Raw genomic sequence first — 20,429 nt, forward strand, 5'->3', positions numbered from 1 at the left:
GCCGGGCGGTGTCGTGCCGCGCGGGAGGCGGGGTGGAATTACCCGTGCGGAAGGCGGTAGGCGGGTCCCGGCAGCGGCTCGACGAGTCCGTCCGCCACGAGTCCGTCCAGTGCGCGGGCCCGCTGCACGGCGTCGTCCCAGACCGTGTCCAGTGCCGCCCGGGGGACGGGGTCGGTCGCCTCCCGCAGAACGGCGAGCAGCCGGCCGCGCACCTGGCGGTCCGTTCCCGCGTACGTCTGGCCCCGGCGCGGCGGGCCCTCGTGCGGGGGCGACCCGGCCAGTCGCCAGGCGCACTGCGCGGCGATCGGGCAGCCGCCGCAGCGCGGGGAGCGGGCGGTGCACACCAGGGCGCCCAGTTCCATCGTCGCCGCCGCCCAGCGCGCCGCCACCGCGTCGGTCTCCGGCAGCACGGCGCGGGCCAGCCGCCGCTCGGCGGCCGTCGTCGCGTTGGGCGGGTACTGGGTGCCGCTGAGGGCGCGGGCGAAGACGCGGCGCACGTTCGTGTCCAGCACGGCGTGCCGCCGCCCGTACGCGAAGGAGGCCACGGCGGCGGCCGTGTACTCGCCCACTCCCGGCAGCGCGAGCAACTGCGCGTGCTCGGAGGGAACGTCGCCGCCGTGCCGTTCCGCTATGGCCAGCGCCGCTCCGTGCAGCCGCAGCGCGCGGCGGGGGTAGCCGAGGCGGCCCCAGGCGCGCACGGCCTCGCCGGGCGTCTCCTTCGCCAGGTCCGCCGGGCGCGGCCAGCGCTCCATCCACTGCTCGTACACCGGCAGCACGCGGTTCACGGGGGTCTGCTGGAGCATGAACTCGCTCACCATGACGCCCCAGGCACCGGCCTCCGGACGTCGCCAGGGCAGGTCCCGGGCGTGCGCGTCGAACCAGTCGATGACGGGACCATGGAGGGCGGCAGCGCTGTGCTCGGTCTCTGTGGTAGCAGTCATGTCGTCCACGATCCTGGCATGTCCCGCCCAGTGCGGGAAAGCCGCGCGGTCATACCGCCTCCCGCGCGGACCTTTGCGGCATGCGGCGGAGCGTGAACGGGCCGTCCGCGCGCCGCTGATACGAAAAGTTGACGTATCCAGCGGCGGGTGCGGCCCGGCGGACGGCTGATGTCTCGTAAGGTTTCCGACGTGGGATCACTGCGCAATCCGGTCGGGCCGCTTCCCTCCTCCATCTACTGGCGACGGAGGGCGGTCGCGCTGTCCGTGGTCGCGCTGCTCTCGCTCCTCGCGTGGTGGATGTTCAGCCTGGGCGGCGGGGGTGGTGACACCCGGAACCAGGCCGGCGGCGGTCCGGACGACGAGCCCGGCGCGGCCAGCTCCATCACGCCCGGCCCCAGCGCCACCGAGTCCCTCGACGACTCCCGGCCCGGCGGCCGCGACGAGTCGGGCACGGGCGGCTCCGGCGGGGACGACGACACGTCCGGGGACGGCGACGGCGGCTCGGACGGCTCGGACGGCTCCGATGGTGAGTCCGGGGGCTCCGGGGGCTCCGGGGGCGAGGGGGCGTCCGGGGACGGCAAGAACGGCGACGCCGAGCCCGGCGCCTCGGGCGGCGGGGACGTCGACGGCCTGCCCGTCTGCGCCGCCGGGAAGGTGAAGCTGAGCCTCGTGGCCGTCCGCAACACCTACGCGCCCGACGAACGTCCGCGGCTGCGCCTCACGGTGGACAACACCGGGGGCTCCGCGTGCCGGGTGGGGGTCGGCCCGGAGCAGGCCGTCGTCACCGTCGTGGACGCCGACGACGGGACCGTCTGGTCCTCCGAGCACTGCGCCGAGCCCGGCGACGCCGCCCAACTGCGGGTGCCCGGCCGGGAGAAGGTCGACCACACGATCGAGTGGGACCGCCGGGGCAGCGCACCCGGCTGCTCCGGGAAGTCGCGGGCGGAGGCCGAGCCGGGCACCTACCTGGCCGAGATCGCCGTCCCCGGCCTCGGCACCGCCCAGACCTCCTTCGTCCTCGCCAAGGACTGACGGCCCGCCGCTGCCTTCGCCCGCGCCGGAGCCCCGAGAAGCGGTCTCGATCGGCTCGGTAGGCCGTGGCTCGTTGCGGGGGTCGTTGAGCGGCTGGTGCCGGGTGAGTCGCGGGGGGTTGTTCCAGCGGCTGGTGCCGGAGGCGCCTTCGCGGCACCGGGACGGTGGTTTTGGCGCTGCCACGCTGACCGGGAGGTGCTGGGCGCGATCGTGTTCGCGGCGACCTCGGGGGTGCCCGTGGCAGCAGTTGCCTCCGCGTCGTTCGGGCCGTCCCGGGGCCCACGGCCCACCGCCGTCTCCCCGAGCGGACGAAGTGCTCACAAGCCCCTTCTCGTGCCCGCCGGCCTCGTTCAAACGCTCGCTCCGGCATCCGTTCGAGGGGTCTGGGGCGGATTGTGCGGCAGCTTCCCGGCCCACCGCAGGATGATCACGTAAGGCGCAGCGTGGCTCGGCGGGCGAGACCGGTGGTCCCATCTGGCGCTGCGGACTCACCTTCATCGCCGGACTCGGGAAGGCCGTGCCCACCTCACTCCCCGGGTACGCATCGCCAGCTCGCTCTCGGGCGTCGGCCCGGAGGTGTGCCGGCCTCCTGCGTCGAGCCGGGGTCACCCGGGGCCGAAGACACCGTCACCACCGTCGAGGAGCATGGATGCACCTGATTCCGTCGGAGCAGGAGAAGCTGCTGTTGAGCGTGGCGGGGATGCTCGCCAGCTACCGCAAAGAGCGTGGCGTCAAGCTGAACTACCCCGAGGCTGTGGCCTACATCAGCTGTTGGGTCATCGAGGAGGCCCGGGCGGGCAACTACACCGTGGACCAGATGATGAGCGACGCCAGCGTCCCCCTGGAACAGCGGAAGGGCGACACCCTGGGTGCGGGCGAGAGCGTCCTCACGACGGCCGACGTCATGGAGGGCGTCGCCGAGATGCTCCACGTCCTCCAGATCGAGGCGACGTTTCCCGACGGCCGCAAGCTTGTCACCCTCTACGACCCGATCCGCGCCCCGAAGGCCGTCCCGACGCCCGCCCCGATCCGCTGAGGACGAACCTGTGCCCTATTTCCAGCCGCCGGCAGCGAAGTCCACACCGACCGTGTGTCCGGGCGTGCGGCCCGAATGCCCCGTCCCCGCCGAGTGCTTGCCGCCCTCCGATCTGGATCCGGGCGAGGTCCACGACTTCTCCCGGTACGAGGTGGGCGGGGTGTGGGTCACCGAGCCGACCACGGAGCATGTCCTCAACTCCGAAGAGGGCAAGACGACGGTCTACGTGGTCAACGTCGGTGACCGGGACATCCAGATCGGTTCGCACATCCACCTGGCCGACGTCAACGAGGACTTGCTGTTCTTCACTGACGAGGAAGCCGCCGCCGAGGCCGAGAAGGCGCTGACAGACCCGCGGTTCTCACGGCTTGAACAGATCGCCGCAGCACGCCAGTTGGCGCACGACCGGTCGAAGACACTGGGAGTGGCCCCCTGGGGCTACCGCCTCGACATCGCTCCCGGGGACTCCATGCGGTTCAGCCCGGAGCACGCGCCCAGCGACGCGATCGAGGTCGTACCGATCGGCGGGAATCGACGTGTTCCGGGCCTGCGCAAGGACAGGCAGCCCGGCGACGCCGATCTCGACTGACAGCGCCCTAGTAGACCCAGCTGGAGCAGAGCAATGGCGAACATCACGCGGAAGCAGTACGCGAAGTCCTACGGCCCGACCGTGGGCGACCAGGTCCGCCTGGGCGACACGAACCTCTGGATCGAGATCACCGACGACCTGACCTTCGGCGGTGACGAGGCGATCTTCGGCGGCGGCAAGACCATCCGCGAGTCGATGCTGCAGGGGACCACCACCAGCGCGCAGGGCGCCCCCGACACGGTGATCACCAATGTGATCATCCTGGATGTCGCTCCAGCCCTCAAGCAGCGGCGCCTCAACACCATCATGCGTGCCGACGTCGGGATCAAGGACGGTCTCATCGTCGCGATCGGCAAGGCCGGCAACAGCGACGTCATGGACGGGGTCACGGAGGGGCTGGAGATCGGCCCCTCCACGGACGTGATCTCCGGCGAGGGCAAGATCCTCACCGCCGGCGCCGTCGACACCCACGTGCACATCATCTCCCCCTCGGCCGTCATGGAGGCCGTGGCCACCGGCACCACCACGCTGATCGGCGGCGGCGTGGGCCCCTCCGAGGGGACCAAGGCGACCACCGTGACCCCTGGCCCGCGGCACCTGGTGAACCTCCACCGCAGTTTCGACGACCTGCCGGTCAACGTCATGCTGTTGGGCAAGGGCAACACCGTCAGCGAGGACGGTTTGGCCGAGCAGGCGCTGGCGGGCGCGGGCGGCTACAAGATCCACGAGGACTGGGGAGCCACCCCGGCGGCTCTGGACGCCGCACTGAAGGCCGGAGAGGAGTGGGGCCTGCAAGTCACCCTGCACGCCGACTCTCTCAATGAGGCCGGTTTCGTCGAGACCACCCTCGACGCCATCGGCGGGCGCGGCATTCACGTCTTCCACGCCGAGGGCGCCGGCGGCGGGCACGCCCCCGACATCCTGAAGGTGGCCGCCGAAGAGAACGTCCTGCCCGCCTCTACGAACCCGACTCTGCCGTACACCAGGAACACCGTGGCCGAGCACATCGACATGCTGGCCTCCGCCCACCACCTGGACCTCAGCAACAAGAACGACCAGGCGTTCGCCGACTCCCGGATCCGCTCCACCACCATGTTCGCCGAGGACGTGCTGCACGACATGGGCGCGATCTCCATCACCTCCTCCGATGCCCAGGCCATGGGCCGGATCGGTGAGGTCGTGACCCGCACCTGGCAGGTCGCACACGTCATGAAGGAGTGGAGCCACAAGACCTTCCAGGACGCGAACTTCTTCTACCGGTCCGGCAGGAGAGTGGGCGACAACGCCCGCGCCCTGCGCTACGTGGCCAAGTACACGATCAACCCCGCCATCGCCCACGGCATCGACGACTACGTCGGTTCCGTGACCGAGGGCAAGCTGGCCGACCTGGTGCTGTGGGACCCGCGGTTCTTCGCCGTGCGACCCGAGACCGTCATCAAGGGCGGCGCCATGGTGCTCGGCAACCTGGGCGACCCCAACGGCTCGGTGTCGACGCCTCAACCGACCATCCTGCGCCCGGCCATGGCCCATGCGATCGCGTCCCAGCTGTCCTACTCGTTCGTCTCGGGCAAGGCACTCGACCCGTCCCCCGGCACCGACCCCTACGACCAGGTGAGGGGCGAGGGCGTGTTCAAGGACTCGCTGCGCGCCACCCTTGGACTACGGCGTGAACTGAAGGGCGCCAAGCCCGTCAAGGACGTCGGGAAGGCCGACATGGTCTTCAACGGCGAGCGGTTCGGCATCGACATCGATCCCAGTACGTTCAAGATCGCGGTGGAGATCCCGGAGCTCACTACGACACAGAACCACCGTCTCACCAAGCACAGGAGCCGAGCTGGGTTCTGGTATCTCGACCAGCCGAATCCACCGAAGAAGCTGCCGCTCGCCCAGCGCTATCTGATGTTCTGAGGCGTCCTGTGGACACCACCTCCTCGCTCCTGCTCGCCCTGCTGGGCGACGCCCGGCTCCCGTCCGGGGGACACACGCAGTCCGCGGGTCTGGAACCGGCGTTGCGAGCCGGAACGTCATCGGCCCAGGTTCCCCCCTATCTGCGGGTCCGTCTCCGTACGGTCACGCGTGTGGAGGCGGGTGCCGCCGTGGTCGCCCGTGCGGTGGCAGCAGACGGCGGCGACCTGGCCGAGGTCGAGGCCGCCTGGGCAGCCCGGACCCCCAGCCAGGCGCTCAGGGCCAACGGGCGCCGCCTGGGGCGTGGTTACCTGCGCGTCCTGCAGACGCTGTGGCCCGGCCCCGTGGACACGAGCGCACGCACCTGGTCGCGTCCCGTCGTGCTGGGGCTGCTCGCCCACCGCGCCGGGATGAATGCCGTCGACCTGGCCCGCCTGGTCGGGTACGACGACGTCCAGACCGTCACGGCGGCCCTGCTCAAACTCGAGCCGCAGGACCCACTGCTCATCGCCGCGTGGGTGAAGGACCTGTTGCCCGACATCGACGAGATGGCCGCGCAAGTCGCCCATCTGCACACCACGGAGCAGATCCCAGCCCAGGGCGCCCCTCTCATCGAGCGCTGGGCCGAGACCCACGACACCATCACAGAAAGACTCTTCAGTGCCTGAGAACACCACCGCCCCCACCCGTGCCATGCGTCTGGGCGTAGCCGGTCCCGTCGGCACCGGCAAGAGTTCGCTGATCGCGACCCTGTGCCGGGCGCTGTCCGGCGAACTGCGCCTGGGTGTCATCACGAACGACATCTACACCGACGAGGACGCACGCTTCCTCAAGAGTGCCGGGGTGCTGGAACCCGAGCGGATCCGTCCGGTGGAGACGGGCGCGTGCCCGCACACCGCGATCCGGGACGACGTGACCGCCAACCTGCTGGCGGCCGAGGACCTGGAGGCCGACTTCGGCTCTCTGGACCTCGTCATCATCGAGTCCGGCGGCGACAACCTCACCGCGACGTTCTCCCCGGCCCTGGTGGACGCCCAGCTGTTCGTCCTGGACGTCGCCGGCGGCGGGGACGTCGTACGCAAGGGCGGCCCCGGTATCGCCCGCGCCGACCTGCTCGTGATCAACAAGACCGACCTGGGCCCACACGTGGGCGTGGACGTCGAGCGCATGGCCCGCGAGGGCCGCGAAGCCCGCCGAGGCGGCTCGGTGGTCGCGCTGTCCCAACACGACGAGGCGTCGATCCGGATGCTGACCGGCTGGGTCCGCGACACTCTCGCCCGTTACCGCACCGGCGACCACACCCCCGTCGACCCCGGCCCCATGGCCCCGCACTCCCACACCGGTCGGGACGGCGAGGGCGGTCACCCGCACACCCACGCCGACAGCGCCCACGACCAGGCACCCGCGCATGCAGGGCCCAGCGCGTGACCGGCCCGACCCGCCTGGGCATCGCCCCCACGGGAAGCCGCAGCCGCCTCCACCACAGGACGGGGCACCTGACGGTACGGGTCATGAATCAGGACGCGGACGGAGCCAGGGTGGGCCTGATCGCCACCCAGGCACTGCTGCTGTCCGGCGACGACGTCCGCATCGAAGTGGACGTCGCCCCCGGCGCCTGGCTCGACGTCGTGGAAGCGACCGGCACAGTCGCCTACGAAGGCGACACACCCTCGTCCTGGACGGTCGACGCCACGGTGGGCGACGGAGCCATCCTGACCTGGGCAGGCAAGCCGTTCGTGGTCTCGGACGAGATCGCAACCCACCGTGGCACACGGATCCGGCTGCACGGCACCGGCAGGGCACTGATGCAGGAGAAGATCGTACTGGGGCGTGCCGGTCAGCTGGGCGGGGATCTGAGCATGTCCCTTGAGGCGAGCGACGACACCGGGCCGCTGCAGGTGGAATGCTTGGACCTGGGCCAGGAGGCCCGCCAGATGCCCGGCGTCCTCGGAAACCTACGCTCCATGGACACGGTCACCGCCTGGGGATGGACACCTGAACCAACCGGTGAACCCGAGGCCGGCACCACGGGTCCAGGGGAAACCTACTTCCCCCTGGACCGGTCCGGCGCCGCCCTGCGCTGGATGGGCATCGGCCGATTCCGTGACCAGTTGTGTGACGCCACCTTCGCCGCCTGGCACGAGGAAGCCATGCGCGACTACCGGCTTCGACACGCCACACAGCACCTGCGTCACGCACGGGGGGAGACCCGTCCGGCCGCGCATGCGGTGGCCGACATGGCCGGGCGACCCCATGGCCGGTACCGGTGGCACTCCCCAACAGACCGGAGGGAGGGTGCCGTCACGCCAAGTGCGTCCTGACGACCATGCACGCGACGCGATGGCACGCCGACGGGGCAACCTGCTCTAGTCGTTCGGCTCCGACCGCTCGGACAGCTCGGACAGCTCGGCGAGGGTTGCGTCGAGGTCGCCGGGGCGCGGACGGTTGTGGGGCAGCTTGGACAGCAGCCGGGCCATGCCGCAGGTGTCGGTGAGGGCCGAGAAGACGAGCCCGCCCGCGACGCCCGCGGACAGCAGCCGGGCGCCCCCGACGCGGCGTCCCGCGAGCAGGCCGGCCAGCACGAGGGAGCCGGCGGCGAAGCGGACCTGCCGTTCCATGCCCCACACGGCGCGGGCGCCGGCCGGACGGTGCACGTCGTGACCGAGTTCGGTCCAGCGGTTCGTCCCGCCCGCGAGGGTGGTGGCGGTGACGCCCTGCTCGTCGAGCCGGGCGCAGGCCCGCGTGGAGCGCGCCCCGGAGGCGCAGACGAGGAGGAGGTCGCCCCGGTCGGCGGCCGTGCGCAGCGCGGGGAGCGCCCGGTCGAGGTCGTCCAGGGGGATGTTGTGCGCACCGGGCAGGTGCCCGGCGGCGTACTCGCCCGGTGTGCGGACGTCGACGACGATCAGTTCGGCGAGCCGTGCGTGGGCCTGCTCCGGGGCCAGGGTGGGGTCGGCGTTCATGTCGGTGGTTCCTCTTCCTGATGGGGTCGGTGGTGCAGAACACGGGGTGGGGTATAGGTGGATAGGGCGGGTGGAGGGGTGGGCCCCGGCGGCTCACCACACCGCGTCGGCCAGCATGAAGGCGGACACGGCGAGGAGGACCACGGCGAAGGCGCGCCGGAGCGCGGTGCCGGAGACCTTGGCGGCCAGCCGCTTGCCGTCCCAGGCGCCGAGGATCGCCGCACCGGCGAACGGTGCGATGACCGCCCAGCCGAGCTCGGCCGTGGTGGCACCGCGCGTCGCCAGCGAGGCGAGCGAGTTGGCCGAGATGACGAGCAGGCTGGTGCCCACGGCCGCCCGCATCTCGAAGGCGAGCACGGTGACCAGCGCCGGGACGGCGAGGAACCCGCCGCCCACGCCGAGCAGTCCCGTCAGGGCTCCCAGGCCCGCGCCCGTACCGGCCGCCCGCACCGGACGCACCGCCGAGGCGGGCGTGCCCCAGGCGGGCGTCGCGCGCAGCATGAGGACGGCCGCGACGCCCGCCACGACGGCGAACGCCCCGGTCAGCGCCGCCTGCGGCAGCCGGGTCGCGGCGGCTCCGGCCGCGGCGGCGGGCAGCAGACCGGCCGCCGCGAGCAGTGCCCCGGCCCGCCACCGCACATGCCCGGCGCGGGCGTGCGCGGTCAGCGCGGTCAGCGAGGTCGCCGTGACGATGAGCAGGCTCGCGGTGGTCGCGGCGGCCGGGGTGAGCCCGAGGAGGTAGATCAGGGCGGGGACGGCGAGTACGCTGCCGCCCCCGCCCAGCGCGCCGAGTGCGACACCGACCACGGCCCCTGCGGCCAGCGCCAGGACGAGCGCGGTCACCCGCCCGCTCCGCCCCGGCCGGGCGGGGCGACCGGAAGACCGGCCCGGCTCCAGGCGACCATCCCCCCGACGACGTCGGTGGCGTCGACGCCGCGCTCGGCGAGGAGCTCGGCGGCCTGCCGGGACCGGCGTCCCGAGCGGCAGATCGCCACCACGGGGCCGTCGCCCGCCGCCGGCGGCAGGGCCGCCCCGGTGGCGAGCCGGGACAGGGGGAGGTGGACGGCGCCGGGCACGTGCCCGGCGTTCCACTCGTCCGTCTCCCGGACGTCGAGCAGGACGGCATCGCCGTGGGAGGACCGCCGGTGCGCCTGCTCGGGCGTGAGGCGGTCCGGTTCGGGTCGGGGACACATCGGGCATCACTCCGTGCGCTGCGCCGGGAGGGGCGTCAGCGGGTGGGGGCGGTCGGTGGAACCGGGGGCTGCTCAGGCGCGGCCGTCCGGCCGGACGAGCTCCAGGCCCGCCTCCTCGGCGGCGTCGAAGCCGTCGTCGACGGCGACGACGTCCCGACCCGCGGCGTCCAGCAGCGAGGCGGCGATCGCCGCGCGCATCCCGCCCGCGCAGTGCACCCACACCGTGCCCGGCGGGACCTCGTCGAGGCGGCCGTGCAGCTCGTGGATCGGCACGTGCACCGATCCGCTCACGTAGCCGGTCTTCCGCTCGGAGTCGCGGCGCACGTCGAGGACGACGGGCTGCCCGTCCCGGCCGAGCACGTCGGCCAGGTCGGCGAAGGCGGCGCGCGGGAAGGAGCGCGGCGTCTCCCCCTCCCGCACCCAGCCGCGCGGGTCGCCGGTGGCGGACGCCGCCGGGCGGTCGATCCCCACCCGGGCCAGCTCCCGCTGCGCGTCCGCGATCTGTTCGGCGGTCTCGGCGAGCAGGGTGACGGGCTTGCCCCAGGGGATCAGCCAGGCCAGGTAGGTGGCCGGCTTGCCGTCGCCCTCGAAGTTGAACGCGCCCGCGAGGTGGCCGTCGGCGAAGGCCACGCGGTTCCGCAGGTCCACCACCCACTCCCCGGCGGCCAGCCGTGCGGCGAGCTCGTCGGCGTCGGCCGGCTCGGGCGGCGTGAGGTCGATCGGGGCGGGGCCCGCCGCGTTGACCGGGGCCATGTGGGCGTAGTAGGCGGGGACGTCCTCCAGCTGCGGCAGCAGGTCGGCCACGAAGGTGGACACGTCCTTGGTCAGTGCCTCGTTGCCGCGCCGCTCGGCGCCGATCGTGGTGGCGTCCCCCTCGGCCTGCGAGGACGAGCAGAAGCTGCCGAAGCCGTGCGTCGGCAGAACGGGGACGTCGTCGTCGAGCAGGCCCGCCAGGCGGTGCGCGGACGCGTGCTGGGCGCGTGCCAGCCGCTCGGTGAGCCTCGGCTCGACGAGGTCCGGTCGGCCGACGGTGCCGATCAGCAGCGATCCGCCGGTGAACGCGGCGACCGACCGCCCGGCGTCCTCCAGCACGTAGGACGTGTGGTGCGGCGTGTGGCCGGGCGTGGCGACCGCCCGCAGGACGAGGCCGTCGTCCACCGCCACGGTGTCGCCGTCGGAGACGGCGGTGCGGGCGTAGGCGACGGAGGCGTCGGCCGGCACCAGGTACCGGGCGCCGCTGACCCGCGCCAGCTCCAGGCCCCCGGTGACGTAGTCGTTGTGCACGTGGGTCTCGGCCACGTAGGCGATCCGGACGCCGCGCCGCGCGGCGGCCGCGAGGACCCGGTCGATGTCGCGCGGCGGGTCGATGGCCACCGCGCTCTCGGCGCCTCCGGCCAGGTAGCTGCGGTTCCCCAGCCCGGTCAGCTCCAGGGTGTCGACGAAGAACACGACGCCTCCTTCCTGTGGGGTTGTACCCCAGGGGGTATCTGTTCGTCTCACTGTAACAGGTATACCTAGGGGGGTATTCCTGGCCCGGAGTGGATCCCGGACCGGGGATGCCGCCTCCCCGGGTGCCCCCTCCACGGCCGGGTCAGACCCGCCGCCCGCCACCGGGCCCGCACAGCGCGAAGGCCCCCTCGATCCGGGGATCGAGGGGGCCTTCTGGGTCATGGCGGGCCGGAGGCGCCGGGGCCGTTCAGAGCGGGGGTCGGGGCGGTCAGGACAGGGAGAGGAAGAGCTTCTCCATCTTCCGGGTGTCCAGACTGTCGGCCCCGCCCTCGGCGGCCAGGCACTGCTTGAGCCCACCGGCGACGACGGCGAACCCGGCCCGGTCCAGCGCGCGGCTGGCCGCCGCCAGTTGTGTGACGACGTCCTCGCAGTCGCGCCCGTCCTCCAGCATCCGCACCACCCCGGCAAGCTGGCCCTGGGCGCGCTTGACGCGGTTGACCGCCGCACGTGTGTCGTCAGGAGGCAGGCGGACCATCGGACCGTCCCCCCTGACCGGCGCGCTCGGCGGCCACGGCACTGTGGACCTCGTCCATGTCCAGCTCCCGGACGGCGCTGATCACCTGGTCCAGTGCCTGCGGCGGCAGCGCCCCCGGCTGGGCGAAGACGAGGACGCCCTCGCGGAAGGCCATCAGCGTCGGGATGGACGTGATGTCGACGGCCCCGGCCAGTTCCCGTTCCGCCTCGGTGTCGACCTTGCCGAAGACGATGTCGGAGTGCTGCTCGGAGGCCCGCTCGTAGACGGGGGCGAACGTCCGGCACGGACCGCACCAGGAGGCCCAGAAATCGACCAGGACGATGTCGTTGCCGGTCACGGTCTCCTGGAAGGTGTCGGCGGTCAGGCTGACGGTGCTCATGGGGACCTCACATCGCTCTCTCGGAAACACCCCCCGGGGTTGGTCAACCCCCACCCCGCCCCCGCTATTCCTCCCCGCGCTCGCGACGGTCAGACGTAGCGTTCGAGGATGGAGGACTCGGCGAGGCGCGAGAGGCCCTCGCGGACGGAGCGGGCGCGGGCCTCGCCGACGCCCTCGACCATCTGCAGGTCGTCCACGCTGGCGGCCAGCAGCTTCTGGAGCCCGCCGAAGTGCTCGACGAGCCGCTCGATGACGGTGTTGGGCAGCCGCGGCACCTTGGCGAGGAGCCGGAAGCCGCGCGGGGAGACGGCGGAGTCGAGCGTCTCGGGGGCGCCGCTGTAGCCGAGGGCGCGGGCGACGGTCGGCAGCTCCAGCAGCTCGGAGTGGGTGAGCCGGTCCAGGTCGGTCAGCGCGGTGCCGACGGTGCGGGCCCGCTTGCCGGACTGGGGGACGTAGTCCCGGGCGACCAGCTCCCGCTCCGGCTCGACACCGGCGATCAGCTCGTCAAGCTGGAGGGAGAGCAGGCGGCCGTCGGTGCCGAGCTCGACGACGTACTCGGCGATCTCGGTGGCGATGCGGCGGACCATCTCCAGCCGCTGGGCGACGGCGGAGACGTCCCGGACGGTCACCAGGTCCTCGATCTCCAGGGCGGAGAGGGTGCCGGCCACCTCATCCAGGCGCAGCTTGTACCGCTCCAGCGTGGCCAGGGCCTGGTTGGCACGGGAGAGGATCGCGGCGGAGTCCTCCAGGACGCGGCGCTGCCCGTCGACGTAGAGCGCGATCAGCCGCATGGACTGGCTGACGGAGACGACCGGGAAGCCCGTCTGGATCGACACGCGCTGCGCGGTGCGGTGCCGGGTGCCGGTCTCCTCCGTCGGGATCGACGCGTCCGGCACGAGCTGGACGCCGGCGCGCACGATCTTGGTGATGTCCTTGTCCAGCACGAGTGCCCCGTCGAGCTTGCACAGCTCACGCAGGCGCGTGGCCGAGAACTCGACGTCGAGGACGAAGCCGCCGCTGCACAGCGGCTCCACCGTCCGGTCCATGCCGAGGACGATGAGTCCGCCGGTGTTGCCCCGCAGCACTCGCTCCAGGCCGTCGCGCAGGGCGGTGCCGGGAGCGACCGCGCTCAGCGAGGCGCGCATCAGCTTGTCAGCGGCTGCTGCCCGGTCAATGGGTGCCACGGCGCTCCTTCGGTCGTGCGTGATGGCCGGCGGTTGCCTTCGCGGGTCGTACGTACGGGCGAGACCAGGGCAAAGTCTACCGGCGGCGCCGGGGCTCAGGCTCCGGGATTGCGCGCGGGCAGGGCGCGCAGCGCGTCGCCGATGTCCGCGACCTCCAGAACGCGCATGCCGGCCGGTACCCTCCCCGGGTCCGTGGGCACGAGGGCGTGGGTGAAACCGAGCCGGGCGGCCTCGGCCAGCCGCCGCTGGACGCCGGTGACGCGGCGGACCTCCCCGGCGAGCCCGACCTCCCCGACGGCGACGAGGTTCTTGGGCAGCGGGGTGTCGATGGCGGCGCTGGCCAGGGCGAGGGCGACGGCCAGGTCGGCGGCCGGCTCGGACAGCCGCACGCCGCCGACGGTGGCGCTGTAGATGTCCCGTTTGCCGAGCGCGTTGATCCGGCCGCGCTGCTCCAGGACGGCCAGCATCATCGAGACGCGCGAGGTCTCCAGCCCGGACGTCGTGCGGCGCGGCGAGGGGATCTGGGAGTCGACGGTGAGCGCCTGCACCTCCGCCACGAGGGGGCGGCGCCCCTCCAGCGTCACGGTCAGGCAGGTGCCGGGCACGGGCTCGTCGCGCCGGGTCAGGAAGAGGCCGGAGGGGTCGGCGAGGCCGGTGATGCCCTCGTCGTGCAGCTCGAAGCAGCCGACCTCGTCCGTGGCGCCGTAGCGGTTCTTCACGCCGCGCACCAGCCGGAGCCGGGCGTGCCGGTCGCCCTCGAAGTGCAGGACGACGTCGACCAGGTGCTCCAGCAGCCGGGGCCCGGCGATGGCGCCGTCCTTGGTGACGTGCCCGACGAGCAGCGTCGACATCCCCCGCTCCTTCGACGCCCGGATCAGGGCGCCCGCCACCTCGCGCACCTGCGCCATGCCGCCGGGGGCGCCGTCGATCTCGGGTGAGGCCACCGTCTGCACCGAGTCCAGGACGAGGAGGGCGGGCTTGACGTCGTCCAGATGCCCGAGCACGGCGGACAGGTCCGTCTCGGCCGCGAGGTAGAGGTGCTCGCTGAGCGCCCCGATGCGGTCCGCCCGCATGCGGACCTGCCCGGCGGACTCCTCCCCGGTGACGTAGAGGGTGCGCCGCCCCTCACCGGCGGCCTTGGCGGCGACGTCGAGCAGCAGGGTGGACTTGCCGACGCCGGGCTCACCGGCCAGCAGGACCACGGCGCCGGGGACCAGGCCGCCGCCCAGCACCCGGTCCAGCTCGGGTACGCCCGTGGCGCGGGCCGCCGCCTGGCGGGCGTCCACCTGGCCGATGGGCAGGGCGGGCGTCGTCACCCGGCCCGCCGCCGTCGTCCGCACGCCGCCGGCGCCCGCGCCCGTCTCCTCGATGGTGTTCCACGCCTGGCACTCGTGGCAGCGGCCGAGCCACTTCGGGGTGGCCCAACCGCACTCGGAGCAGCGGTAGGTGGGGCGGTCCTTCGCGGGGGACTTGCGGGCAGCCATGCGCTCACCGTAGCGGCGCCCGCCGACAGCCCCTTCCGTCAGCCCGTGCCGAGGGACCCGGGCCGTCGACCGTCGGCGTGTGAGGGGTCCGTCGCCCCCCGGCCCCGGCCCGGCGCGCCGAAGGTCTCGTGCGAGTGGTTCGGGAGCGGCACGCGCGTGTCCCCCGGCGTCCTCTTTCGAGTGAGATCGTCACTCTTCCGGGCTAATCCCGGGCGCACGGGCGGAGTGCGCCCCCGCGCGCCGCCTACCGTCGCCAGGTGATGACCACCAGGCGCGAGCAGCACCCCGAGACCGGCAGCGCACCGCGCGCCCGCCGCGCCGCGTCGCCCGGGCGCCACGCCGGGCGTCCGGCCCAGGGCGCCCACCGTGCCGCCTCCCCGCGCAAGCAGCGGCGCGCGCGGGAGCGCGAGGAGCGGGCCACCGAGCGCGCCGCCGAACGCACCACCGACCAGGCTGCCGAGCGGACCGCGCAGCGCGCGGCCGAACGTTCCGCCAACGGCGCCGGGGCCCGGCCGGAGGCGCGTCCGCCCGCCCACTTCGACGCCTACCTGGACGGGCTGTTCACCTACTGCCTGTCCGTCATGTGCGACCACGACGCCGCCGTCACCGCCCTCGGCGACGCCCTGGCCGTCGCCGAACGCCAGCGCGTGCGCGACCGGGCCCCCACCGACCCGGCGCAGCACCGGCCCTGGCTCTACGCCCTCGCCCGCTGGTCCTGCCTGCGCCGCCTGGGCGCGGGGGTGCCGGCCGTCCAGGCGCCGCCGCTCACGACGCCCGCCGCCCGGCAGCGGCGTCGCGAACTGGCCTCGCTCGCCTGGCCGGAGGCGGCGGGGACGGTACCCGAGCAGCGCGAGGCCCTGGAACTCGCGATCCGCCACCAGCTGCCCGTCCACGAGGTGGCCGCCGTGCTGGCCCGCACCCCGGACGTCACGCGGGAGCTGCTGTCCAGCGGCGCCTGCGAGGTCGAACGCACCCGCGCGGCCCTCGGCGTCGTCGCCACGGGGGGTTGCCCGGCCGTCGCCGGGATCGCCGCCGAGAGCCGTCAGGGCGAGCTGCGCCTGGGCACCGCGCTGTGCCGCGAGCTCGTCCGCCACGTGGACGTCTGCCCCGGCTGCCGCCGCGCCTCCGAGCGGTACATGGCGGGCGGGCCCTGGCCGGGGACCGCTCCGGCCGGTGGCGGGCGGCTGCCGCTGCTGCCCGCGCCGCGGCCGTCCGTGCACGCCGCCCTGCTGCTCGCGCAGCGGGCCCGGATGCTGCACACCCCGCGCTTCGACCGCCGGGGCTTCCCGGTGGACGACCGGGACCGGTCCGCGCGTCGGGATCGGCTGCGCAGCCGCGCGGTCACGACGACGGTCGTGGCCACCGTCATCGCCGCTCCGGTCCTCGCGGTGTGGGCGGCCTACCGGGGCGCGCCGCTGACCGGCGAGGCACGGGAGGAGGCGTCCGTGACGGCGGCGGAGGCGCTGGAGGAGGACGGCGTCCGCAGCCACCCCTACGACGGCACCTCGCACGGCGACCCGGGCCCCGGGCCCGGTGAGCGCGCCGGGCGGGCGGGCGTCGCGGTGTCGCCGCGGGAGGACGGGCGGCCCGGCGGGGACGACGCCTCTCCCGGCCCGGCCGAGCCCTCACCCACGCCGTCGGCCGCGGACCCCTCCGGTTCCGACGGCGGGGCGACGACGGCGCCGGCGCCCGGCCGGCTCTCCGTCCGTGCGGACACCTCCGGCGGGGCGACCCTCATCACCCTGACGGCTTCGGGCGGTTCGGCGGTGGCGTGGTCCGCCTCGACGGACGCCGCGTGGCTGCGGCTGAGCCGGACGTCCGGCACCCTGGCGCCCGGCGAGTCGGTGACCGTCCGGGTGACCGTGGACCGGGACGCCGAGCCCGTCGGCTCCTGGTCGGCGCAGATCCACCTCGCCCCGGCGGGGGCCGTGGTGACCGTCGAGGGGCGGGGCGCTCCGCCCGACCCGGGCCCGTCGGAGCCGTCGCCGGACCCGGAGCCGTCGGAGCCGCCGCCCTCCGGCGATCCGTCCACCGGGCCGGACCCGTCCGAGCCGCCTCCGTGACGCTCGTGACGCCGTGCCGCGGCACGGGGCGTCACCGCCACGCACGACGGCCGCCGGTCACCGACCAGCGGTGACCGGCGGCCGTCCGCGCGTGGCGGGTGCGCCGTCGGCTCAGTAGGGGCCGAAGACGTTGTCGATCGAGCCGTAGCGGTCGGCCGCGTAGTTGCAGGCGGCGACGATGTTCGCGACGGGGTCGTACTGGTCGTGCGGGGTGCCCGCGACGTGGTAGGCGTCGAAGGTCGGCTTGATGACCTGGAGCAGCCCGATGGACGGCGTGCCGTTCTGGGCGTTGATGTCCCAGTTGTTGATGGCGTTCGGGTTGCCGCTCGACTCCCGGAGGATGTTGCGGTGGATGCTGTCGTAGCTGCCCGGGATGCCGTGGGTCTTCATGATGGACATGGCCTCGCGGATCCAGCCGTCCAGGTTGTCCGGGTAGGCCTGGGTGGTGACGGCGGCCCGCTCGGCGGTGCGGTCGGCCCGGTCGGCGGAGCCGCGCTCGACGGCCTGCGCGGCGAGGGACAGCTCCTGGCCCGGGACGATCAGGTCCGGGTCGTCGCCGATGGTCTCCTCGTTGGTCTCGTAGAGGGCTTCCCAGCCGCCCTCGACGTCCTCGGCGGTGGCGATCCCGTGCAGGGTGTCGCCCGCGACGACGGTGTACGTGCCGGACTTCGCCTGCGGTGCGGCCGCGGGGGCGGCCTGCTGCACGACGGACGGGGCGGCGGCGGGGGCCGGGGCGGCCTGCGCGCTGCCGGCCGCGACGAGCGGCACGGCGACGCCGGCGGTGCCGACGGTCAGCGCGAGGGACAGCCGGGACAGGCTGCGGGAGGTGAGCAGGGTGTGGGAGCGGCGGTGACGGCCACGAGACATAGGTATGCGTCCTCTCCTACGCCTGCGAGGTGAGCTGTCGGATTCGGGCGAGAGCTGCCCGGCCATGTCCGCGGCGGTTCCTTCCGGTTCCGTCGCGCTTCCGTCGGCGCGGGGGACCGCGCCGCGGAACATGGCTTCACCCCTAGCCGGCCACGGAAATCCGCGGCACGGCACTTACCTGGTTCCCCCGCTCCCGCTGCGGTGACGTGCAGTCATTTTCCCGGCCACGGGCAGCGGGATTCGGCGTGCCGTGGTTGGGGCCCCCGCCAGGTGGTCGGGAGCGGAGACACATAAACACGAGGCGCCGACTGCGGACAAGGCGCGGGGATACCGACATTTAGCGCCCAAGTGACGATCATGGGGAATTCCGCCACGGAACGCGTCTGGCTATTCTCCGAGCGTGAATTACCCGATTCCGGGCGTGAGGCAAATACCCGCTTTCCGGCGGGACTTGTTCGCCGGTGCATGACGTCGGCCACGCGGTTGCGCGATCGGTGCCACTTTTCGTGTGACCCTCGCCACGGCTATTCCTAAAGGAGCGGAATTCACAGCGAAGCGAGCTATTCGGACATGTGGGGTGTTTCGGTTCTCCGTGCCGGGTCGGCCGGGTGGGGCGCGAGGGGCAGGGACGCCGCGAGCCGCGCCTCGCACAGCTCCACGAGGCGGTCGTACCCGGCCTTCCCCATCAGCTCCGTCAGCTCGGCGCGGTAGGAGACGTACACCGGGTCCGAGCCCCCGTGCGCCGCCGGTGCGCCCGTGCACCACCAGTGCAGGTCGTGGCCGCCCGAGCCCCAGCCCCGCCGGTCGTACTCCCCGATGGAGATCTGGAGCCGCTGCTCGCCGTCGGGCAGCTCCAGCCACGCGTAGGTCCGCCTGATCGGCAGCTGCCAGCACACGTCCGGCTTGGTCTCCAGCGGCTCCCGGCCCTCGCGCAGCGCCAGCAGGTGCAGGGCGCATCCGGCGCCGCCCGCGAAGTCCGGCCGGTTGTTGAAGATGCACGCGCCGCCGTGGCGCCGCGTCTTGCGCTCGCCGTCCTCGTCGGTCTCCGTCCAGCCGCCGCGGGCTCCCTCGTCGTGGAACTGCCAGGTCTCCGGCGTCAGGCGCGCGACGTGCCCGGCGACGCGGCGCTCGTCGTCCTCGTCGGAGAAGTGCGCGCCCAGCGTGCAGCAGCCGTCGGCGGCCCGGCCGGCCCGGATGCCCTGGCAGCCCGCGCCGAAGACGCACGACCAGCGTGAGGTGAGCCACGTCAGGTCGCAGCGGAAGACCTGCTCCTCGTCCGCCGGGTCGGGAAACTCCACCCAGGCCCGTGCGTGGTCGAGGTCGACCTCCTCGCCCGCGGCCCGCCGCCGCTCCCCGCCGACGTTCCGGTCGACGCCCCGGCTTTTGCCCGACTTCTTCGCGTTCGTCTTGCCCACGCCCCCAGCGTACGGGCCACCCGGCACGACGACGCGTGCGGCGCGTTAGCGTTCTCCCCCATGAGACTCGGTGTCCTCGATGTGGGTTCGAATACCGTTCACCTCCTGGTGGTGGACGCGCACGGGGGTGCCCGTCCGCTGCCGGCGTACTCCCACAAGGCGGAACTCAAGCTGGCGGAGCTGCTCGACGCGGAGGGCGCGATCACCCGCGCGGGCGTGGACCGGCTGGTCGCGACCGTCCGCGAGGCGCTCCAGGTCGCCGAGGACATGGGCGTGGAGGACCTGCTGCCCTTCGCCACCTCGGCCGTCCGCGAGGCGTCCAACGACGGCGAGGTGCTGGCCCGCGTCGCCGACGAGACCGGCGTCCACCTGCGCGTCCTGTCCGGCCCCGACGAGGCCCGGCTGACGTTCCTCGCCGCGCGCCGCTGGTTCGGCTGGTCCTCGGGACGGCTGCTGGTCCTCGACATCGGCGGCGGCTCCCTGGAGATCGCCTGCGGTCACGACGAGGAGGCCGACGCCGCCGTCTCCCTGCCGCTGGGCGCCGGGCGGCTCACCGCCGCCTGGCTGCCGGGCGACCCGCCCGACCCGGAGGACGTCCGGGCCCTGCGCCGGCACGTCCGCGCGGAGATCGCCCGCGTCGTCGGCACGTTCAGCCGGCTGGGCGCCCCCGACCACGTCGTCGCGACCTCGAAGACGTTCAAGCAGCTCGCCCGGCTCGGCGGTGCGGCCCGCTCGGCGGAGGGGCTGTACGTCCAGCGCGAGTTGAGCCGCACGTCGCTGGAGGAGTGGGTGCCCCGCCTGGCGACGATGACGGCGGCCCGCCGGGCCGAACTGCCCGGCGTCTCGGAGGGCCGGGCGCACCAGCTCCTCGCCGGGGCGCTCGTCGCGGAGGCCGCCATGGACCTCTTCGGTACCGAGCGGGTGGAGATCTGCCCCTGGGCGCTGCGCGAGGGCGTCATCCTGCGCCGCCTGGACCTCCTCCGTCCCGCCTGACTCCGGCGCCCGCCGGTCCAACCCCGCCCGGGGGCAGGGGCGTCGGGGCGTGCGGCGCCGGGCCGGCTCCCTTCTCCCGCCTCCGGCCGGGGTGTTGACCCGCCGCACGTGGGGTGGGTTTCGTGCGGGCCCCGCCCCGTCCCCGTGTGCGCGCCACGGACATTTCGCACGGTTTTCTAGGTATCCGTAGTACGGGCACCCGGATGGGATTCCGCGGAATGCCGCGATACGTTTCCGACGCCGGCCGGCCGCTCGGGATTGTCCCCGTTGCCGTCGGCTGTTTGCCCGGTGCCGCGCTGAGTCGGTGCCTCGACCGAGCCCCGGTTCGGACGCCTGCGTCTGCGTCCGTTCAACCCCCCACGGGGCTCGGTCGCCCCATTCGCGCGCGGGGCTTCCACGGCGCG

The 20,429-nt window shown here is 73.6% G+C and carries 20 protein-coding genes and 1 riboswitch; of the genes, 9 read left to right on the top strand and 11 right to left on the bottom strand.

Features of this window, described 5'->3' with window-relative positions; translation table 11 throughout:
* Positions 1-38: 38 nt before the first annotated feature.
* On the bottom strand, positions 39-941 hold the full coding sequence (locus IF129_RS11645; RefSeq protein ID WP_191209483.1) for an A/G-specific adenine glycosylase: 903 nt from the start codon (positions 939-941) through the stop codon (positions 39-41).
* 189 nt (positions 942-1,130) lie between these two features.
* On the opposite strand from IF129_RS11645, the gene IF129_RS11650 reads away from it, so the two are divergent.
* From IF129_RS11650 to IF129_RS11680, 7 genes are all read left to right on the top strand, one after another.
* Positions 1,131-1,973, top strand: coding sequence for a hypothetical protein (locus IF129_RS11650; RefSeq protein ID WP_191209484.1), 843 nt, complete (start codon positions 1,131-1,133; stop codon positions 1,971-1,973).
* Between the two features lie 649 nt (positions 1,974-2,622).
* Complete coding sequence (gene ureA / locus IF129_RS11655) at positions 2,623-3,009, top strand: urease subunit gamma (protein ID WP_191209485.1); 387 nt, start codon at positions 2,623-2,625, stop codon at positions 3,007-3,009.
* A gap of 160 nt (positions 3,010-3,169) precedes the next feature.
* Positions 3,170-3,598, top strand: coding sequence for an urease subunit beta (locus tag IF129_RS11660; protein ID WP_191209486.1), 429 nt, complete (start codon positions 3,170-3,172; stop codon positions 3,596-3,598).
* Positions 3,599-3,631: 33 nt separating this feature from the next.
* Complete coding sequence (gene ureC, locus IF129_RS11665) at positions 3,632-5,506, top strand: urease subunit alpha (protein ID WP_191209487.1); 1,875 nt, start codon at positions 3,632-3,634, stop codon at positions 5,504-5,506.
* A gap of 101 nt (positions 5,507-5,607) precedes the next feature.
* On the top strand, positions 5,608-6,171 hold the full coding sequence (locus IF129_RS11670) for an urease accessory protein UreF (protein ID WP_224754839.1): 564 nt from the start codon (positions 5,608-5,610) through the stop codon (positions 6,169-6,171).
* A gap of 25 nt (positions 6,172-6,196) precedes the next feature.
* On the top strand, positions 6,197-6,931 hold the full coding sequence (gene ureG / locus IF129_RS11675) for an urease accessory protein UreG (protein WP_191209552.1): 735 nt from the start codon (positions 6,197-6,199) through the stop codon (positions 6,929-6,931).
* A gap of 83 nt (positions 6,932-7,014) precedes the next feature.
* Positions 7,015-7,824, top strand: coding sequence for an urease accessory protein UreD (locus tag IF129_RS11680; protein ID WP_224754755.1), 810 nt, complete (start codon positions 7,015-7,017; stop codon positions 7,822-7,824).
* Between the two features lie 45 nt (positions 7,825-7,869).
* On the opposite strand, the gene IF129_RS11685 is transcribed toward IF129_RS11680, so the two are convergent.
* The 8 genes from IF129_RS11685 to radA all read right to left on the bottom strand — a co-directional run bounded on the left by IF129_RS11685 (position 7,870) and on the right by radA (position 14,687).
* Positions 7,870-8,463, bottom strand: coding sequence for a rhodanese-like domain-containing protein (locus IF129_RS11685; RefSeq protein ID WP_191209489.1), 594 nt, complete (start codon positions 8,461-8,463; stop codon positions 7,870-7,872).
* Positions 8,464-8,556: 93 nt separating this feature from the next.
* Positions 8,557-9,306, bottom strand: a complete 750-nt coding sequence (locus IF129_RS11690) for a sulfite exporter TauE/SafE family protein (RefSeq protein WP_191209490.1) — start codon at positions 9,304-9,306, stop codon at positions 8,557-8,559.
* Positions 9,303-9,656, bottom strand: a complete 354-nt coding sequence (locus IF129_RS11695) for a rhodanese-like domain-containing protein (RefSeq protein WP_191209491.1) — start codon at positions 9,654-9,656, stop codon at positions 9,303-9,305. The genes IF129_RS11690 and IF129_RS11695 overlap by 4 nt, the downstream gene beginning before the upstream one ends.
* Positions 9,657-9,728: 72 nt before the next feature.
* The gene (locus tag IF129_RS11700) at positions 9,729-11,105 is read right to left on the bottom strand and encodes a rhodanese-like domain-containing protein (protein WP_191209492.1); all 1,377 of its coding nucleotides are present in this window, start codon (positions 11,103-11,105) and stop codon (positions 9,729-9,731) included.
* Positions 11,106-11,373: 268 nt separating this feature from the next.
* Positions 11,374-11,640 (bottom strand): metal-sensitive transcriptional regulator, encoded by a 267-nt coding sequence (locus IF129_RS11705; RefSeq protein WP_191209493.1) that lies wholly within the window; start codon positions 11,638-11,640, stop codon positions 11,374-11,376.
* Positions 11,621-12,019, bottom strand: coding sequence for a thioredoxin (gene trxA / locus IF129_RS11710; protein ID WP_191209494.1), 399 nt, complete (start codon positions 12,017-12,019; stop codon positions 11,621-11,623). The genes IF129_RS11705 and trxA overlap by 20 nt, the downstream gene beginning before the upstream one ends.
* 89 nt (positions 12,020-12,108) lie before the next feature.
* On the bottom strand, positions 12,109-13,164 hold the full coding sequence (gene disA, locus IF129_RS11715; protein WP_191209554.1) for a DNA integrity scanning diadenylate cyclase DisA: 1,056 nt from the start codon (positions 13,162-13,164) through the stop codon (positions 12,109-12,111).
* Between the two features lie 134 nt (positions 13,165-13,298).
* Positions 13,299-14,687 carry a DNA repair protein RadA gene (gene radA, locus IF129_RS11720; protein ID WP_191209495.1) on the bottom strand — a complete coding sequence of 463 codons (1,389 nt, stop codon included), beginning with the start codon at positions 14,685-14,687 and terminating at the stop codon, positions 13,299-13,301.
* 260 nt (positions 14,688-14,947) lie between these two features.
* Between radA and IF129_RS11725 the strand changes: the two genes are divergently transcribed.
* A complete protein-coding gene (locus tag IF129_RS11725; protein ID WP_191209496.1) occupies positions 14,948-16,750 on the top strand; it encodes a BACON domain-containing protein in 1,803 nt (600 codons plus the stop codon).
* 111 nt (positions 16,751-16,861) lie between these two features.
* On the opposite strand, the gene IF129_RS11730 is transcribed toward IF129_RS11725, so the two are convergent.
* Both IF129_RS11730 and IF129_RS11735 read right to left on the bottom strand, forming a co-directional pair.
* Positions 16,862-17,617: a LysM peptidoglycan-binding domain-containing protein gene (locus IF129_RS11730; protein ID WP_191209497.1), complete on the bottom strand. Its 756-nt coding sequence runs from the start codon at positions 17,615-17,617 to the stop codon at positions 16,862-16,864.
* Positions 17,618-17,621: 4 nt separating this feature from the next.
* Positions 17,622-17,834: riboswitch (cyclic di-AMP (ydaO/yuaA leader) on the bottom strand.
* A gap of 343 nt (positions 17,835-18,177) precedes the next feature.
* Positions 18,178-19,032, bottom strand: a complete 855-nt coding sequence (locus IF129_RS11735) for a hypothetical protein (protein WP_191209498.1) — start codon at positions 19,030-19,032, stop codon at positions 18,178-18,180.
* Positions 19,033-19,092: 60 nt separating this feature from the next.
* On the opposite strand from IF129_RS11735, the gene IF129_RS11740 reads away from it, so the two are divergent.
* Positions 19,093-20,025 (top strand): Ppx/GppA phosphatase family protein, encoded by a 933-nt coding sequence (locus IF129_RS11740; protein WP_191209499.1) that lies wholly within the window; start codon positions 19,093-19,095, stop codon positions 20,023-20,025.
* Positions 20,026-20,429 lie beyond the last annotated feature (404 nt).

This window comes from Streptomyces chumphonensis, assembly GCF_014779715.1.
Classification (GTDB): Bacteria; Actinomycetota; Actinomycetes; order Streptomycetales; family Streptomycetaceae; genus Streptomyces; species Streptomyces chumphonensis.

Coding starts and splice junctions, on each gene's coding strand:
- IF129_RS11645 (WP_191209483.1), bottom strand. CDS start 941: ATGACTGCTACCACAGAGACCGAGCACAGCGCTGCCGCCCTCCATGGT.
- ureA (WP_191209485.1), top strand. CDS start 2,623: ATGCACCTGATTCCGTCGGAGCAGGAGAAGCTGCTGTTGAGCGTGGCG.
- ureC (WP_191209487.1), top strand. CDS start 3,632: ATGGCGAACATCACGCGGAAGCAGTACGCGAAGTCCTACGGCCCGACC.
- ureG (WP_191209552.1), top strand. CDS start 6,197: ATGCGTCTGGGCGTAGCCGGTCCCGTCGGCACCGGCAAGAGTTCGCTG.
- IF129_RS11680 (WP_224754755.1), top strand. CDS start 7,015: ATGAATCAGGACGCGGACGGAGCCAGGGTGGGCCTGATCGCCACCCAG.
- IF129_RS11685 (WP_191209489.1), bottom strand. CDS start 8,463: ATGAACGCCGACCCCACCCTGGCCCCGGAGCAGGCCCACGCACGGCTC.
- IF129_RS11695 (WP_191209491.1), bottom strand. CDS start 9,656: ATGTGTCCCCGACCCGAACCGGACCGCCTCACGCCCGAGCAGGCGCAC.
- IF129_RS11705 (WP_191209493.1), bottom strand. CDS start 11,640: ATGGTCCGCCTGCCTCCTGACGACACACGTGCGGCGGTCAACCGCGTC.
- trxA (WP_191209494.1), bottom strand. CDS start 12,019: ATGAGCACCGTCAGCCTGACCGCCGACACCTTCCAGGAGACCGTGACC.
- disA (WP_191209554.1), bottom strand. CDS start 13,164: ATGCGCGCCTCGCTGAGCGCGGTCGCTCCCGGCACCGCCCTGCGCGAC.
- radA (WP_191209495.1), bottom strand. CDS start 14,687: ATGGCTGCCCGCAAGTCCCCCGCGAAGGACCGCCCCACCTACCGCTGC.
- IF129_RS11725 (WP_191209496.1), top strand. CDS start 14,948: ATGACCACCAGGCGCGAGCAGCACCCCGAGACCGGCAGCGCACCGCGC.
- IF129_RS11730 (WP_191209497.1), bottom strand. CDS start 17,617: ATGTCTCGTGGCCGTCACCGCCGCTCCCACACCCTGCTCACCTCCCGC.
- IF129_RS11740 (WP_191209499.1), top strand. CDS start 19,093: ATGAGACTCGGTGTCCTCGATGTGGGTTCGAATACCGTTCACCTCCTG.